The sequence below is a fragment of the Streptomyces sp. NPDC058685 genome (assembly GCF_042714725.1).
Classification (GTDB): Bacteria; Actinomycetota; Actinomycetes; order Streptomycetales; family Streptomycetaceae; genus Streptomyces.
This window is the reverse complement of the sequence record NZ_JBHXSL010000009.1, coordinates 211,212-226,813: the sequence shown is the minus strand read 5'-3', so window position 1 is coordinate 226,813 and position 15,602 is coordinate 211,212. Positions and strand designations below refer to the sequence as shown.

Genomic DNA, 15,602 nt, shown 5'->3' with positions numbered 1-15,602 from the left:
GGCTTCCTCTCGGAAGCCCGGGCCCGCTGCTTTGCCGGAACAGTCTCAGACGGCCTGCTCCTCGAGCACGCCGTCCTTCTCCACGTACCGGGCGCCGCTCTGCGGGCACTCCCAGACGCCGGACTCGCCCTCGCGCTCCACGAGACGGACACCGTTCTTGCCGACCCAGCCGATGTGCCGGGCGGGGACGCCGACGACCAGCGCGAAGTCCGGCACGTCCTTGGTGACCACGGCGCCCGCGGCGACCATGGCCCAGCGGCCGATGCGCACCGGCGCGACGCACACGGACCGCGCACCGAGCGAGGCGCCCTCGGCGACCTTGACGCCCACGGCCTCCCAGTCACCGCCGCGCTTCTGGTTGCCCTCGGGGTCCACGGACCGCGGGTTGTGGTCGTTGGTCAGCACCACGGCGGGGCCGACGAACACACCGTCGCCGAGCTCGGCGGGCTCGTACACGAGGGCGTAGTTCTGGAGCTTGACGTTGTCGCCGATCTGCACACCGGTGCCGACGTAGGCGCCGCGCCCGACGACACAGCCCTTGCCGAGCCGGGCTCCCTCGCGGATCTGGGCGAGCTCCCAGACGCTGCTTCCGTCGCCGATCTCGGCACTCTCGTCGACCTGGGCGGTGGGCTGGACCCTGTAGTTCACTTCTCTGCCTTCCGGTGCGCGGCTTCGCCCGGCGAGCATACGACCAGCGGCACGATTCAGCGTCTGCGGGCCCAGGCCTTCCTGAGCTGGAGCGCGTAGAAGAGAGAGGCCGCCGTGGGGACGAGCGTGCGGTACCAGCCGATGTCCGGGGAGACCCAGCCGTAGACCGCCGCCGGGGCGAGGATCGCCAGGGCCACGATGCGCAGCGTCCACCAGCGCCGGGAGCGCGGGACGTGCAGCGTGGGGGTGCCGAGGTCCGTCGACATCGTGTCGCGGATGCCCTTCAACACCCCACGTCTGGCGAGGAGTCGGGCCTCCGGCAGGTCCCCCAGGATCTCGTCGCGCTCGCCGAAGCCGTCCGGGACGGGCGGCAGTCCCAGCACGGCCACCAGCTCCGCCTGACGCCGCGCAGGATCGTTTCCGCCGCGCAGCAGCGTGATCAGCGGACGCAGGTCGGTGACCGGGAAGACACCGGCGACGGCCTGGGCGGTCGCGGCGGCCTGCGCATGGTCGACGACCGGGGCCGCGGGGTCCCACAGATGCGTGGCGCGCACCTTGCCCTTGTGGAACAGCGTGAAGCTGTAGCGGTCCGCGGTGCGGCGCAGCACCAGCGCGGGCCACTTCTCCGCGGTGGTGAAGTTGTCGGCCGCCGCGGTCAGCAGCTCCTCGCCGCCGGCGAGCGCCGCGCGCCGGCCGGGGGAGGGGTCGGGGACGAGTTCGACATAGCTCGCTCCGCAGGGCGCGGGGGCGATGCGCAGCGAGACGCCGCACATCAGCGCGGCCTCGGCGACCTGGTGCGGCGGGGCCGCGGCGATCGCCAGCGAGCGCGGCGCGGGCACGGGGAGCGCCGCCGAGGCCGGTGGCGCGCTCTGCGGGGGCCTGCAGAAGAACGGTGTCCGGGACGCGACCTGCATGCGTACGCCGAGACGGAACTCCAGGAACTCCTTGCGACTGTCGCCGATGTACGCCCACGGGAACTCGCGGGCGTGCACCCCGATGGCCCGGAAGGTGTCCAGCGCCTCGGCCCATCGCTCGCCGAGGATCAGCATCAGCGCCAGATGGTTGCGGAAACCGGCCGCGTCCGGGTCGCCCGGCTCGTACCAGGCGGAGAGCTCCTGGGCCCGCGTGATCGCGGCGGCCACCCGGTGCGCCGGGATCGGGCCGTCGGGTGTGGAGTCGTCGGAGACGACCTCGTACTCGACGGCGGCGAGCAGGGGCAGGGCGTTCAGCTGCGAGCCGGGCAGGGCGCTGTCGGCGGCCCGCTCGGCGAAGGCGAACATCTCCTCGTGCGAGCCGTACCACTTGGCGCACAGGTACTGCAGCGCGGTGGCATGGCAGCCGTAGTGGTGCGGGGAGCGGGCGACGGCCTCGGCCCAGTACGCGTCGAACACCTCGCGGGGCGCCTGGATGCCGCGTGCGTGGGTGAGCGCGACCTGCCACGGCACGGGGTCCGTGGGGCCCAGTTCGGTGGCCTCGGCGATCACCGGCAGGGCGTCGTCGAGCAGGGTGAAGAAGGCGCGGAACTGGTCCTCCGAGACATGGCTGGCGCGGTGACCGGTCCGTATCTCCCAGGCCTGCTGGATGCAGAGGTCGGCCTTCACCAGCGTCGCGTCGGGGTCCTCGGGCGCCGCCGCCAGCCAGCCTTCCAGCCAGCCCGGGTTGTGCAGCGCGCACTCGGCCAGCGCGCTCACGCAGCCGCTGCGCCGCTCCCACTGGGCGCCGAGCCGGGTCTCCGCGAGCAGCTCACGGGCGGGGCCGGCGTCACCGGCGGCGGCCGCGGCCAGCGCGGCCCGCAGGGCCGGGTCGGTGACCGCGCCGACGGTCACGGCCTCGTCGGGCGGCAGATCGGCGCCCACGGACGAGCCGTGGCGGAGCATGCGAGGCATGGATACGAGGGAGCGCAGGGGCACGAGCGAACATTGAACAGGCAGTGGCGGACAACCACCAGATCCACCGGAGACGGGCTCGGCGGACATCCGGCGGGTGGACGGGTCCGCGAGGGGGCCCGGCACGAGGCCGTCGCGGGCGGTGCGGACCCGGTTTGATTCTCCGGAGCGCGGCCCGTAACCTTGTCCCTCGGTGTGTTTCCGTACGCACCTACCCCTGAGCAACTTCCTCCCCATGGCGTTCGCCGCCGGGAGAGGCCGCTCGTCCTTCCGGATCGTCGCAGGCCCCGGCCTGTGTGAGCGGCTGGCATCAGGGGGCCGTTCCGAGTGAGAGAGAGATCCGCGTGTACGCCATCGTGCGCAGCGGTGGTCGCCAGCACAAGGTTGCTGTCGACGACATCGTTGAGGTTGACAAGATTCCCACTGCCAAGGTTGGCGACACGGTCGAGCTCTCGACCCTGCTCGTTGTCGACGGCGACGCTGTCACCAGCGACCCGTGGGTGCTGGCCGGTATCAAGGTCACGGCCGAGGTCGTGGACCACCACAAGGGCGCGAAGATCGACATCCTTCGCTACAAGAACAAGACCGGCTACCGCCGTCGCCAGGGTCACCGTCAGCAGTACACGGCGATCAAGGTCACCGGCATCCCCACGGCTGCGAAGTAAGGGACTGAGGAGAGATGGCACACAAGAAGGGCGCATCGTCCACTCGGAACGGGCGCGACTCCAATGCTCAGCGGCTCGGCGTGAAGCGCTTCGGCGGTCAGGTCGTCAACGCCGGTGAGATCCTGGTCCGCCAGCGCGGCACCCACTTCCACCCGGGCACGGGCGTCGGCCGCGGCAGCGACGACACGCTGTTCGCGCTGGACGCCGGTGCGGTGCAGTTCGGCACCCACCGTGGCCGCAAGGTCGTGAACATCGTTCCGGTCGCCGTCTAATTCGGCTGCTGTAGAGCGGTTTCTGCGGAGGCGGACCTCACTTCCCCCACGGGAAGCGGGTCCGCCTCTGCTGCGTTATGCGTAAGACATTTCAGTACTCTCTGACATTTCCGTATCTGGAGGCACACCCATGACCACCTTCGTGGACCGCGTCGAACTGCATGTCGCCGCGGGTAACGGAGGCCACGGCTGCGCCTCCGTTCACCGGGAGAAGTTCAAGCCGCTCGGCGGACCCGACGGCGGCAACGGCGGCCGTGGCGGTGACGTCATCCTGGTCGTCGACCAGTCGGTGACCACGCTGCTCGACTACCACCACAGTCCGCACCGCAAGGCCACCAACGGCCAGCCCGGTGCCGGTGACAACCGTTCCGGCAAGGACGGCCAGGACCTGGTCCTGCCCGTACCGGACGGCACCGTCATCCTCGACAAGGACGGCACCGTCCTCGCCGACCTGGTCGGACAGGGCACCACCTTCGTCGCGGGCCAGGGCGGCCGCGGCGGCCTCGGCAACGCGGCGCTCGCCTCCGCCCGCCGCAAGGCCCCCGGTTTCGCGCTGCTCGGCGAGCCCGGCGAGGCCCGTGACGTCGTCATGGAGCTCAAGACCGTCGCCGACGTGGCGCTCGTCGGCTACCCGAGCGCCGGCAAGTCCTCGCTGATCTCGGTGCTCAGCGCCGCCAAGCCGAAGATCGCGGACTACCCCTTCACCACGCTCGTCCCGAACCTCGGTGTCGTCACCGCCGGATCGACCGTCTACACCATCGCGGATGTGCCCGGCCTGATCCCCGGGGCCAGCCAAGGCAAGGGCCTCGGTCTGGAGTTCCTGCGCCATGTGGAGCGCTGCTCCGTGCTGGTGCACGTGCTGGACACCGCGACGCTGGAGTCGGACCGCGATCCGGTCTCCGACCTCGATGTGATCGAGGACGAGCTGCGGCAGTACGGCGGCCTGGACGACCGTCCGCGGATCGTCGTCCTCAACAAGATCGACATCCCCGACGGCCAGGACCTCGCCGACATGATCCGCCCGGATCTGGAGGCCCGCGGCTACCGCGTCCTCGAGGCGTCGGCCGTCGCGCGGACCGGTCTGAAGGAGCTCTCCTTCGCCCTCGCCGAGATCGTCGCCGAGGCGCGTGCCGCCAAGCCCGTCGAGGAAGCGACCCGCATCGTCATCCGCCCGAAGGCGGTCGACGACTCGGGCTTCACGGTCGTCCGCGAGGACGAGGGTCTGTTCCGCGTACGCGGTGAGAAGCCGGAGCGCTGGGTGCGCCAGACCGACTTCAGCAACGACGAGGCCGTCGGCTACCTCGCCGACCGGCTCAACCGCCTCGGTGTCGAGGAGCAGCTGATGAAGGCCGGTGCCCGGGCGGGCGACGGCGTCGCCATCGGCCCCGAGGACAACGCCGTGGTCTTCGACTGGGAGCCCACGGTGATGGCGGGCGCCGAGATGCTCGGCCGCCGCGGTGAGGACCACCGGCTCGACACGCCCCGGCCCGCGGCCCAGCGCCGTAAGGACCGGGACGCCGAGCGGGACGACCCCCAGCGGGAGTACGACGAGTTCCACCCGTTCTAAGCCGAACGGTTCACCTGGTCCGGGCCGACGGGTCCACCCCGTACGGGCCGGCCGGGTCCACCCGTTCCCGGCCCGCAGGCCGGTCGTTCTTTCTGTGCCCCGCGACGGTGTGGCGGGAGGTTGATGGCTCCGACGAACCGGATCATTTTCGGTGCGTGGTGCGAAACAACCTCCCGCCCGAAGTGACCGTCTTCTACGCGGGGGTGGGGTGAAGAGCCCCAGCAGACCGAACGGAGCGACGGTGAAGATTTCCTTCCTCATCCATACGATTTACGGGATCGGCGGGACCATCCGCACGACCCTGAATCTGGCGGAGGAACTCGCCGACCGGCACGAGGTCGAGATCGTCTCGGTGTTCCGGCACCGCGACGCACCGCTCTTCGCCATCGATCCGCGGGTCGAGGTCGTACCGCTGGTGGACACCCGCCCGGCGTCGCCCACCAGCGAGCTCAAGCATCCGCTCCACCTTCAGCCCGCCGAGCTGTATCCCGGCACCGACGCGCGCCAGAAGGAGTACAGCAAGCTCACCGACGAACGGGTCCGGGAGCACTACGCCGCCTCCGACGCGGACGTGATCATCTCCACCCGGCCCGGACTGACCGCCTACATCGCGCAGTTCGGCCCGGAGCACGCCGTGCTCATCGGCCAGGAGCACATGTCGCACAACCATCACAAGCCCGCGCTGCGCGCCGAGATGTACCCGTATCTCACCCGGCTCGACGCCTTCGTGACGGTCTCCGAGGGCGACGCCGCCTCCTACCGGGAACAGCTGCCGCTGCCGGACACCCGGGTGCTGGCCATTCCCAACAGCGTGCCCGAACCGGTCGTGGAGCCGTCCGACACCTCGGGCACGACCGTTGTCGCGGCGGGCAGGCTGGCCTCGGAGAAGCAGTACCACGTGCTGATCGAGGCGTTCGGCAAGGTCGCCGCGGTCCGCCCGGACTGGACGCTGCGCATCTGCGGCTGGGGCAAGGAGAAGGACCGTCTTCGCCGCCGCATCGACGAACTCGGCCTCTACAACAGCGTCCACCTCATGGGCCCGCGCTCACCCATCGAGCCGGAGTGGGCGAAGGGCGCGATCGCCGTTTCCACCTCCCGTCACGAGTCCTTCGGGATGACGCTCGTGGAGGCCATGCGCTGCGGGCTGCCGGTGGTGAGCACCGACTGCGACTACGGTCCGCGGGAGATCATCGCCGACGGGGTCGACGGGTTCCTCGTTCCGGTCGGCGACGCCGACGCCGTCGCGACAGCCCTTCTGCGTCTCATCGACGACGAGGACCTGCGCCGGCGGATGGGCGCGGCGGCCCGCCGCAACGCCCGGCGCTTCGATCCCGGCCCGGTCGCCAAGCAGTACGAGGAGCTGTTCGCCGAACTCGGCGCGACGACCGCCTCGCGCGGCGCCGCCCACGTCACGGCGCAGGAAACCGCCGACGAGGGGGAGTTCGCCCCGGTCGCCGACTGCGTCGTGGCCAATGACGGCGGTCTGGTCGTCACGCTCCTTCCACGAAACGCACACGGCTACGGCGGTCCCGCCCTCGGCGGAGGCGGTGCGCTGCGGCTGGTGTGCAGCCACTCGGACGCGGCGGTGGCCGACCGTGTCCACCCCTTCGACAAGGAGGGCCGGGCGACCGTTCCCGCGCGCGACGAGTTCGCGGAAGGGGTGTGGACCTGCCACGCGGAGCGGGAGGACGGCGAGCGCGTGGCGCTCTCGGCGCGCGCCGTCGACCAGCGCGGAGCCATGCGGGCCGCCGGCCGTACAAGGCCCGGGAAGGCCGTGCGCCAGCTCGTCCCCTATGTCAGGCACGGATCGCTGTCGCTGCGCTCCTGGTCACGTCCGGTCCACGCGGAGGTCGCCGGCATCCGGATCTCCGGGCGGACGTTCACGATCGACGGCCGGCTGCTCGGTGAGGGCGTGCCGGACGGCGATCCGGTCCTGCTCATGCGCCGCCGCGGGAAGAACGCGCTCGAGCTGTCCTACGACGCCGTCCGCGAGGGTGCGGACGGATTCCGGGTCACCGTGCCCGTCACGGAGCCGGTGACCCGGCAGGCCGACGCGCACGATGTGTGGGATCTGTGGCTGCGGTATTCGCCCGGCGCCGAGCCGGTGCGGCTGGCCCGCATTCTCGACGATGTCGTGGAAAAGGGATCTCTTTTCCCCTATCCCGGCATCGAACTGCTGAAGAAGAGATCTCTGACAGCATTGCGGTCGATGGCGCGCAAGCTCGGTGTCGGGCCGCGGGAAAAGGTCACCGTCAAGGTCTTCTACAGCGCCGCCAACGAGCTTGTCCTGAATGTTGTGGACAAACCGATGGGGTAGCGAAGCGCACATCGCGACATTTGTGGTGTCAGTCACCCCATGGGTGGGGCAAGCGTGGGTCATTTCCCTGGCCACGGGGTGAACATCGCGTTTCACCGAGGTGTGGGGTGCCGGTCGTCCGCCTTGCGGGACGGTCACGGAGAGTGCGACGATCGGCCCCGTCCCCCACTCACCTCAAGGTAGGTCGTCCCTGTGTCTGTGCCGCACGTAGCCAAACCCCGCACCACAGCCGTTGTGCTCGCCGGTGGCACCGGCCAGCGTGTGGGTCTGTCGATCCCGAAGCAGCTGCTGAAGATCGCAGGCAAGGCTGTCATCGAGCACACACTCTCGATCTTCGAGCAGGCCGACTCCATCGACGACGTGATCGTCCTGATGGCACCGGGTTTCGTGCCCGATGTCGAGAAGATCATCGCCAAGGCCGGGCTGACCAAGGTGGCCAAGGTCATCGAGGGCGGCTCGACCCGCAACGAGACGACCGAGCGCGCCATCGCCGCGCTCAGCGAGGGACTTGCCGAGGGCGAGGACCGCAACGTCCTCTTCCATGACGCTGTCCGTCCGCTTCTGTCACAGCGAGTGATCCAGGACTGCGTGGACGCGCTCGACCGCTATCAGGCCGTCGATGTCGCCATCCCCTCCGCTGACACCATCATCGTCACCCGCACCCATGGCGAGGACGGCGAGTTCATCACGGACGTGCCGGACCGCTCACGGCTGCGCCGCGGTCAGACGCCGCAGGCCTTCAAGCTGTCGACGATCCGCAGGGCGTACGAGGTCGCGGCGGGGGACCCCAACTTCCAGGCCACCGACGACTGTTCGGTGGTCCTGCGCTATCTCCCCGACGTTCCGATCCATGTCGTCGCGGGCGACGAGTACAACATGAAGGTGACGCAGCCGGTCGACGTCTTCATCGCCGACAAGCTGTTCCAGCTGGCTTCGACGGCCGCGCCCCGCCAGGCCGACGAGGCCGCGTACCGCGAACTGCTCGCCGGCCGCACGCTGGTGGTCTTCGGCGGTTCGTACGGCATCGGCGCGGACATCGCCGAGCTGGCGAAGAAGTACGGCGCCAACGTCTATGCGCTGGGCCGCTCCACCACCGGCACGCATGTCGAGAACCCGGAGCACGTCGACGACGCATTGTCGAAGGCGTACTCCGAGAGCGGCCGTATCGACTACGTCATCAACACCGCGGGCGTGCTGCGTATCGGCAAGCTCGCGGAGACGGACAACAGCACCATCCGCGAAGCGCTGAACGTCAATTACCTGGCGCCCGTGCAGATTGCCCGTGCTTCTTACAAGTACCTGGCGGAGACGAAGGGGCAGCTGCTGCTCTACACCTCCTCCAGCTATACGCGCGGTCGCGCCGAGTACAGCCTTTACTCATCCACGAAGGCCGCCATGGTGAATCTCACCCAGGCGCTCTCGGACGAGTGGGCGAACGACGGAATCCGGGTGAATTGCGTCAATCCCGAGCGCACCGCGACCCCGATGCGCACCAAGGCCTTCGGTGTGGAACCCGACGGCTCTCTCCTCTCCTCCGAAGCGGTGGCGAGGACCTCCCTGGACGTTCTGCTCTCCGAGCTGACCGGCCATGTGATCGATGTGCGGCAGCAGGATCCGACCCGCGAGGCCAGCGAGGCCTCGGGCTTCGAACAGGCGCTCGCGGCGGTCCTGGACCGCGAGGGAGATATGTAATAATCCATCGTTAAAGCATTTATCGGGCTTTCGTGATCCGCCGCGACGCGAAATGCGCAAGCTCGACTTCGTGAAGCTGTGACTTCACAATTCCCGCAAAAAGGATCAACCGGCACCCCTTGGAGCAGGTTCTTCGTGATTTCGACCGCCATTCGTCTGGCACGCGTGGGCAGCAGGTCAGAGCTGGCCGCGGCAGCTCTGATGGGACTCGGCTATCCGTGCGTCATGCTCGCGGCCCTCGTCCCGAGCATCTGGCTCTTCGCGGTCGCGGGTGCCGTGACCTACGCGGCGGACTGGTATCTGCACCAGAAGGGCAGCTACCTGGTCAACCGCCTCAGCAAGGTCCGGGTCGGCCTGCCGATCCGTTTCCTGCTGCGCCAGCTGCTGCTGGTCCTGCTGCTCGCCCGTGAGGGACTCGCGGAGACCCCGCTCTTCTACACCGCCATCGCCGGCTTCCTCATCTTCTACGGCCTCCAGGCGCCGCACGGAGCGCTCGCGACCCTGATCCGCCTGCGCCGCACCATGCCGGTCGTCACGCGCAACGTGGACCTGGGCACCGTGCGCATCCCGGACGCCCCGCCGAAGGTGCTCCTGCGCCGCTCCGGCGAGAAGATGCTCCACCTCGACATCCCCGCCATGGCCGGTGTGCTGATCGCGGCCCTGTCCGGCAAGGACGCCATCGGCTACGCGGGCGTCGCCGCGACCCTGTTCCTCGGTGTCCTCTACACCGCGGCGCTCGCGCCGTATCTGCGCCGTCACCGCCGGGTCCCCGGCGCCGCCGCCGTGCTCAAGGCCGTGAGCGGCTGGCTGCTGGAGTACCGCCCCACGGTCGTCCTGTACTTCTCCGGCTCGGACGAGTCCGCGTACCAGATCAACATGTGGCTCGACACGATGGAGCAGGTCGACGGCCGGCCGCTGATCGTCATGCGCGAGCGCAGCCTGGTCTCCAAGCTCAACGTGACCGCCGTCCCGGTCATCTGCGTCCCCGGCGGCACGCACCTGATGAACCTGGACCTCTCCACGGTCCGCGTCGCGCTGTACCCGGCCAACGTCGGCAAGAACATCCACCTGCTGCGCGTCCCCACCATGAAGCACGTCTTCATCGGGCACGGCGACAGCGACAAGCTCGCCAGCGTCAACCCGTTCAGCAAGGTGTACGACGAGGTCTGGACGGCCGGCCGCGCCGGCCGCGACCGCTACGCACTCGCCGACGTCGGTGTGCGCGACGAGGACATCGTCGAGGTCGGGCGCCCGCAGCTGGCCCCCATCCAGAGCTGGACCGGCGCGGCCAGGAACCCCATCCCGACCGTGCTGTACGCCCCCACCTGGGAGGGCTGGGACGACAACCCCGGAAACACCTCCCTGCTGCTCGCCGGCGAGAACATCGTCCGCCGCCTGCTGGAGGCCGAGAAGCCGGTACGCGTCGTCTACAAGCCGCACCCCTTCACCGGCATCCGCAACAAGAAGGCCAGGGCCGTCCACGAGCGGATCACCGCGATGGTGCGGGCCGCCGCCGTCGAGCGCGCCACCGACCCCCGCTGGACGGCGCAGGGCGCCGCCGCCAAGGCGGAGCACGCCGCGGCCCAGGCCGATCTGACCCGCGTCGCCGCCGAGTTGAACAGCCTCGCCAAGCCCGGCCGGGCCGGCGGGGACGAGTCGGAGGTGTCCCGGGTCTCGCTCGCCGACCCCGTACGCCTCGAAGAGATCAAGCGGCTGCGCGCCGAGTGGAACGACGCCTACTGGCGCTCGTTCGGCTGGTGGGAGCACCGTGTCGTGACCGGCTCCGAGCCGAAGCTGTACGACTGCTTCAACGAGGCCGACGCGATGGTCTCGGACATCTCCAGCGTGGTCTCGGACTTCATGGCGAGCGGCAAGCCGTACGCCGTCACCGACTCCGCCGCGCTGGGCATCGACGAGTTCAAGCGGCAGAACACCGCCGCCCGGGCCGCCGTGATCCTCTCCAACGGCGCGGAGGAGCTCAACGAACTCCTGGACGCCGTGACGTCCCCCGAGTTCGACCTGCTGGCGGGTGCCCGTCAGGAGCTGAAGGAGTACCTCCTCGGCCCCGACCACCCCACCTCCATGCAGCGGTTCAACTCCGCGCTGCGCACGCTCCAGGCGGGCGCGGAGGCGCGCAACCTCGGGGTCGAGCAGCGCATCGGCGGACAGCTGCTGGGTGAACTCGACCGTGAGTCGGACTCCGACAGCGAGTCCGTCGACACCGAGGCGTCCGAGGCGTCCGTGGCGCGCTGACGCCACGCACGATCCGTCCGCGGAGCCCGTACGGCACCACGCCGTACGGGCTCCGCGCGTTCACCGGCCCACCGGCGGTCCCGGTGCCTGTCCAGCGGGTGAAATGGACAGGCACCCGCCGCGCGGCCTGACATAGATTCGGCGTGTGACAGTGGCAAGACAACAGGTAACGCAGGCCCGCAGAATCGTCGTCAAGGTCGGTTCGTCCTCGCTGACCACCGCGTCCGGCGGACTGGACGCCGACCGGGTCGACGCGCTCGTCGACGTGCTCGCCACGGTCCGCGGCGCCGGCGAGAAGGAGATCGTGCTGGTCTCCTCCGGCGCCATCGCCGCCGGCCTCGCGCCTCTGGGTCTCGCCCGCCGCCCCAAGGACCTGGCGCGCCAGCAGGCGGCCGCCAGCGTCGGTCAGGGACTGCTGGTCGCCCGCTACACGGCCTCGTTCGCGCGCTACGGCGTACGCGTCGGGCAGGTGCTGCTCACCAGCGACGACACCAGCAGGCGCGCCCACTACGGCAACGCCTACCGCACCCTGGACCAGCTGCTGGCCATGGGCGCCGTCCCGGTGGTCAACGAGAACGACACCGTCGCCACCGACGAGATCCGCTTCGGCGACAACGACCGTCTCGCCGCCCTCGTCGCCCATCTGGTCCGGGCCGACCTGCTCGTGCTCCTGTCGGACGTCGACGGTCTCTACGACGGGGACCCCTCCCGGCCCGGCACCGCGCGCATCGACGAGGTACACGGCCCCGCCGACATCGAGCACGTCCAGATCGGCTCGGCCGGCAAGGCCGGGGTGGGCACCGGCGGCATGGTCACCAAGGTCGAGGCGGCGAGAATCGCCGCGGCGGCCGGTGTCCCCGTCGTCCTGACGTCTGCCGTCCGTGCCGCGGACGCCCTCGCGGGCCGCGGCACCGGGACGTACTTCCACAGCACCGGGCGACGCTCGGCGGACCGGCTGCTCTGGCTCGCGCACGCCTCGACGCCGCAGGGCGCCCTGATCCTGGACGACGGCGCGGTGAAAGCCGTCGTGCACGGCAGGAAGTCGCTCCTGCCGGCCGGAATCGCCGCGGTCGAGGGCGAGTTCAGCGCCGGGGACCCGGTCGAACTGCGAGACGCCGAGGGTCGCGCCGTGGCCCGCGGACTGGTCAACTTCGACGCCAAGGAGATTCCCCAGCTCCTCGGCCGGTCCACCCGCGAACTCGCCAAAGAGCTCGGTCCGGCATACGAGAGAGAAGTCGTACACAGGGACGATCTGGTCGTGCTGCACCCCTGAAACGGCTGAAACTCCAGCCATCCGGCAGAGACCTTCACCAAAAGCGCCCCACGTTCCGCCCAGGACTGGTCAACTTTGTTGCGGGGGAATGGCGGGGTACCGCAGGACGACACAGGCAACAGGAGGCCGCCGGTGAGACGAGCGCGCCCAGGGGATGTGCCCCGAGGGACCGGGGGCGTCCCCCATGCCCGTAGGGCTGTGGGCGAGGAACGGACCCTGACCAGCGTCGAGGCGGGCGCCGACTTCGACGACGCCGAGGAGACGGCGGAGCTGTCCGAGGGCCCGCGTGCGGAGTCGGACTCCCGTGTCGAGGACCGCGAGCAGTCGAAGCTGTGGCACATCACCCTCAGCGTCTCCGGCGCGGAAGCCCCGCTGAAGGAGGTCAGGCGCGGTCTCGAGCAGCTCGCGCACGACCATCCGTTCCTGCTGACCAGCCGCTATGCCAACGACCACGCCGAGATCCGCTACTGGGAGGAGGCGCGGGACCTGCACGACGCCGCCGCGGTGGCGCTGCGGTTGTGGGGCGAGCACCGGTCGAGCGCCAGGCTGCCACCGTGGGAGATCGTCGGCCTGGAGGTCATCGACCGCCAGACGTACCACCAGCGGATCGCGGAGGGCTACGGCCCGCCACCGGCGGCCCCGGTCGGGGTCCATCCCTTCTGAGGCCCCTCCGGGCCGTGCGGGTCGGGTCACGGTGGGACGGCTCGGGGCGTGCCGGGTTGCGGTGCCTGCCGGGACGCGGGCCCGGCACCCTGCGAGGTACGGCGGGCTCCGGGTGCGGCGGGTGCGGCGGGCTCCGGGTGCGGCGGGTGCGGCGGGCTCCGGGTACGGCGGGCACGCAGGCTCGCGGCCGCGCTCCGTGCCGGGCCGTACAGGGTTTCGGGTGTTCTGTCTCGCAGTGCGGAATACGTGCCGGACGCCGACGGCGGGCGCACTACCCTGCGGGTATGACGACGTCCTCGCCGCTCTCGCCCTACGACAACCTCTCCCCGGTCGCCAAGGCCGCCTACCGTGCCCGCGGCGCCGCCGCCGACCTCGCCCCGCTGCCGCGTTCGGCGAAGGACGACGCTCTGCTGGCGATCGCGGACGCCCTCGAGGTCCGGACGGCCGAGATCGTCGAGGCCAACGCGGAGGACGTCGCCCGTGCCCGCGAGGCCGGCACCGCCGAGTCGGTCATCGACCGGCTCACCCTCACCCCCGAGCGGGTGCGCGCGATCGCCGCCGACGTACGCGACGTCGCGGCGCTGCCCGACCCCGTGGGCGAGGTGGTTCGCGGCTCGACCCTGCCGAACGGCATCGATCTGCGTCAGGTCCGCGTCCCCCTGGGAGTCGTCGGGATCATCTACGAGGCCCGGCCCAATGTCACCGTGGACGCCGCCGCCCTCTGCCTCAAGTCCGGCAACGCCGTCCTGCTGAGGGGCTCGTCCTCGGCCATCTCCTCCAACACCGCGCTGGTGCGGGTCCTGCGGGACGCGGTCGGCGGCTCGGGGCTGCCCGCCGACGCGGTGCAGCTCGTGCCCGGCGAATCACGCGACTCCGTCACGGAGTTGATGCGGGCGCGCGGCCTGGTGGACGTGCTGATCCCGCGCGGGGGCGCCGGTCTGATCCGTACCGTCGTCGAGGAGTCCACGGTTCCCGTCATCGAGACCGGAACCGGCAACTGCCATGTGTACGTGGACGCCGAGACCGACCTCGACATGGCCGTCGACATCCTCATCAACTCCAAGGCGCAGCGTCCGAGCGTCTGCAACGCCGCCGAGACCCTCCTGGTCCACCAGGATGTCGCGGACGCCTTCCTGCCCCGCGCCCTGGACGCGCTGGCCGAGGCGGGTGTGACCGTGCACGGTGACGACCGGGTGCTGGAGTACGCCGACGTCACCAAGGCCAGGATCGTGCCCGCGACGACCGAGGACTGGGAGACCGAGTACCTCTCGTACGACATCGCCGCGGCGGTCGTCGACTCCCTGGACGCGGCCGTCGGGCACATCCGGCTGTGGTCCTCCGGGCACACCGAGGCGATCGTGACGACCTCGCAGGCGGCCGCGCGCCGGTTCACCCAGTTGGTCGACTCGACCACGGTCGCCGTGAACGCGTCCACCAGGTTCACGGACGGTGGCCAGTTCGGCTTCGGCGCCGAGATCGGCATCTCCACCCAGAAGCTGCACGCCCGCGGCCCGATGGGGCTTCCGGAGCTGACCTCGACCAAGTACATCGTCACCGGAGACGGTCACACCCGGTAGCCGGAGCGGGGTCCGTCGCGGGCCGCGCGGTGCGTCCCCGCGACGGGGAACCTTCCCTTTCCGACTGCCCAAACCGACCGGCCAGGTCTACTCTGATTCCGTGCCGGACGACGTGGGGGGCAGGCCGTTCCCGGACGGCTGGGAGCCCGACGACGACCGCGGAGGCGCGGACGAGGACTTCGCCTCCGTGGTGTTCGACGAGGACTTCGTCAGGGCCGCCGAGATCCATGAACCGACCGCCGTCGAGCGGCTGCTCGCCGCTGCCCAGGCCCGCGCGGAGGCAGAGGCAGCCCACGCCGGATCGGGGATGGGGCATCCCGACGAAGAGTTCTACGACGACGGATACAGCCCCTACGGCCGTGAGTACGGCTACGACGACGGCGACGCCCGAGACGTCGACGAGGAAGCCGGCCCCTACGGCAGACACGGAGGGGCCCTGCGCCCCTACCGCGGCAGCGCCCGCTGGCACCGTCCCGTGGCCTGGCTCCTCGCGCTGCTGATGGGCATAGGGATGGTCGCCCTCGCCTTCACGGCCGTCTACCGGGGCGCCTCGGGCAACCGCCAGGACCAGGTGCCCCCGCCCGCCACCACCGGCGTCGACACGACCCCGTCGAACGGCTCCGTCGGAGACCGCGTCGGCGGCCCGTCCGCCTCGGCCGAGTATTCGGCGCCCGCAGTGTCCGCCGACCCCCGCACCCCCTGACCAGCCGCTGATCACCCGGGGTGGTCACCCGAACGGCTGAGTGAGAACTCGTCAGAGTTTGTCGAGCGGCCGCGCGTTTACTGACG

The 15,602-nt window shown here is 70.4% G+C and carries 12 protein-coding genes; 10 read left to right on the top strand and 2 right to left on the bottom strand.

Going from position 1 to position 15,602, the window contains the following annotated elements; translation table 11 throughout:
- Window positions 1-45 precede the first annotated feature (45 nt).
- Window positions 46-648: an acyltransferase gene (locus tag ACFWU3_RS11800; RefSeq protein WP_352206702.1), complete on the bottom strand. Its 603-nt coding sequence runs from the start codon at window positions 646-648 to the stop codon at window positions 46-48.
- Between the two features lie 56 nt (window positions 649-704).
- Entirely contained in the window at window positions 705-2,534 is a 1,830-nt protein-coding gene (locus ACFWU3_RS11795) for a hypothetical protein (protein WP_384434793.1), read from the bottom strand.
- A 344-nt stretch (window positions 2,535-2,878) separates the two neighbouring features.
- On the opposite strand from ACFWU3_RS11795, the gene rplU reads away from it, so the two are divergent.
- From rplU to ACFWU3_RS11745, 10 genes are all read left to right on the top strand, one after another.
- The gene (gene rplU, locus ACFWU3_RS11790) at window positions 2,879-3,199 is read left to right on the top strand and encodes a 50S ribosomal protein L21 (protein ID WP_223774625.1); all 321 of its coding nucleotides are present in this window, start codon (window positions 2,879-2,881) and stop codon (window positions 3,197-3,199) included.
- A 14-nt stretch (window positions 3,200-3,213) separates the two neighbouring features.
- Window positions 3,214-3,471: a 50S ribosomal protein L27 gene (gene rpmA / locus ACFWU3_RS11785; protein WP_313946349.1), complete on the top strand. Its 258-nt coding sequence runs from the start codon at window positions 3,214-3,216 to the stop codon at window positions 3,469-3,471.
- Window positions 3,472-3,601: 130 nt separating this feature from the next.
- A complete protein-coding gene (gene obgE / locus ACFWU3_RS11780; protein ID WP_352206700.1) occupies window positions 3,602-5,038 on the top strand; it encodes a GTPase ObgE in 1,437 nt (478 codons plus the stop codon).
- A 241-nt stretch (window positions 5,039-5,279) separates the two neighbouring features.
- Entirely contained in the window at window positions 5,280-7,355 is a 2,076-nt protein-coding gene (locus ACFWU3_RS11775; protein WP_384434788.1) for a glycosyltransferase family 4 protein, read from the top strand.
- Between the two features lie 192 nt (window positions 7,356-7,547).
- Complete coding sequence (locus ACFWU3_RS11770) at window positions 7,548-9,047, top strand: D-ribitol-5-phosphate cytidylyltransferase (RefSeq protein ID WP_384434785.1); 1,500 nt, start codon at window positions 7,548-7,550, stop codon at window positions 9,045-9,047.
- Window positions 9,048-9,182: 135 nt separating this feature from the next.
- Window positions 9,183-11,300, top strand: coding sequence for a hypothetical protein (locus tag ACFWU3_RS11765; protein ID WP_384434782.1), 2,118 nt, complete (start codon window positions 9,183-9,185; stop codon window positions 11,298-11,300).
- A 145-nt stretch (window positions 11,301-11,445) separates the two neighbouring features.
- Window positions 11,446-12,573: a glutamate 5-kinase gene (gene proB, locus ACFWU3_RS11760; RefSeq protein ID WP_384434779.1), complete on the top strand. Its 1,128-nt coding sequence runs from the start codon at window positions 11,446-11,448 to the stop codon at window positions 12,571-12,573.
- A gap of 132 nt (window positions 12,574-12,705) precedes the next feature.
- Window positions 12,706-13,236: a hypothetical protein gene (locus tag ACFWU3_RS11755; RefSeq protein ID WP_384434776.1), complete on the top strand. Its 531-nt coding sequence runs from the start codon at window positions 12,706-12,708 to the stop codon at window positions 13,234-13,236.
- A gap of 284 nt (window positions 13,237-13,520) precedes the next feature.
- Window positions 13,521-14,813, top strand: coding sequence for a glutamate-5-semialdehyde dehydrogenase (locus ACFWU3_RS11750; RefSeq protein ID WP_384434773.1), 1,293 nt, complete (start codon window positions 13,521-13,523; stop codon window positions 14,811-14,813).
- Window positions 14,814-14,913: 100 nt separating this feature from the next.
- Window positions 14,914-15,516, top strand: a complete 603-nt coding sequence (locus ACFWU3_RS11745) for a hypothetical protein (RefSeq protein WP_384434770.1) — start codon at window positions 14,914-14,916, stop codon at window positions 15,514-15,516.
- Window positions 15,517-15,602 lie beyond the last annotated feature (86 nt).

What these genes read in the sequence shown, in the direction of transcription:
- ACFWU3_RS11795 (WP_384434793.1), bottom strand. Translation starts at nt 2,534, where the DNA reads ATGCCTCGCATGCTCCGCCACGGCTCGTCCGTGGGCGCCGATCTGCCG.
- rpmA (WP_313946349.1), top strand. Translation starts at nt 3,214, where the DNA reads ATGGCACACAAGAAGGGCGCATCGTCCACTCGGAACGGGCGCGACTCC.
- obgE (WP_352206700.1), top strand. Translation starts at nt 3,602, where the DNA reads ATGACCACCTTCGTGGACCGCGTCGAACTGCATGTCGCCGCGGGTAAC.
- ACFWU3_RS11750 (WP_384434773.1), top strand. Translation starts at nt 13,521, where the DNA reads ATGACGACGTCCTCGCCGCTCTCGCCCTACGACAACCTCTCCCCGGTC.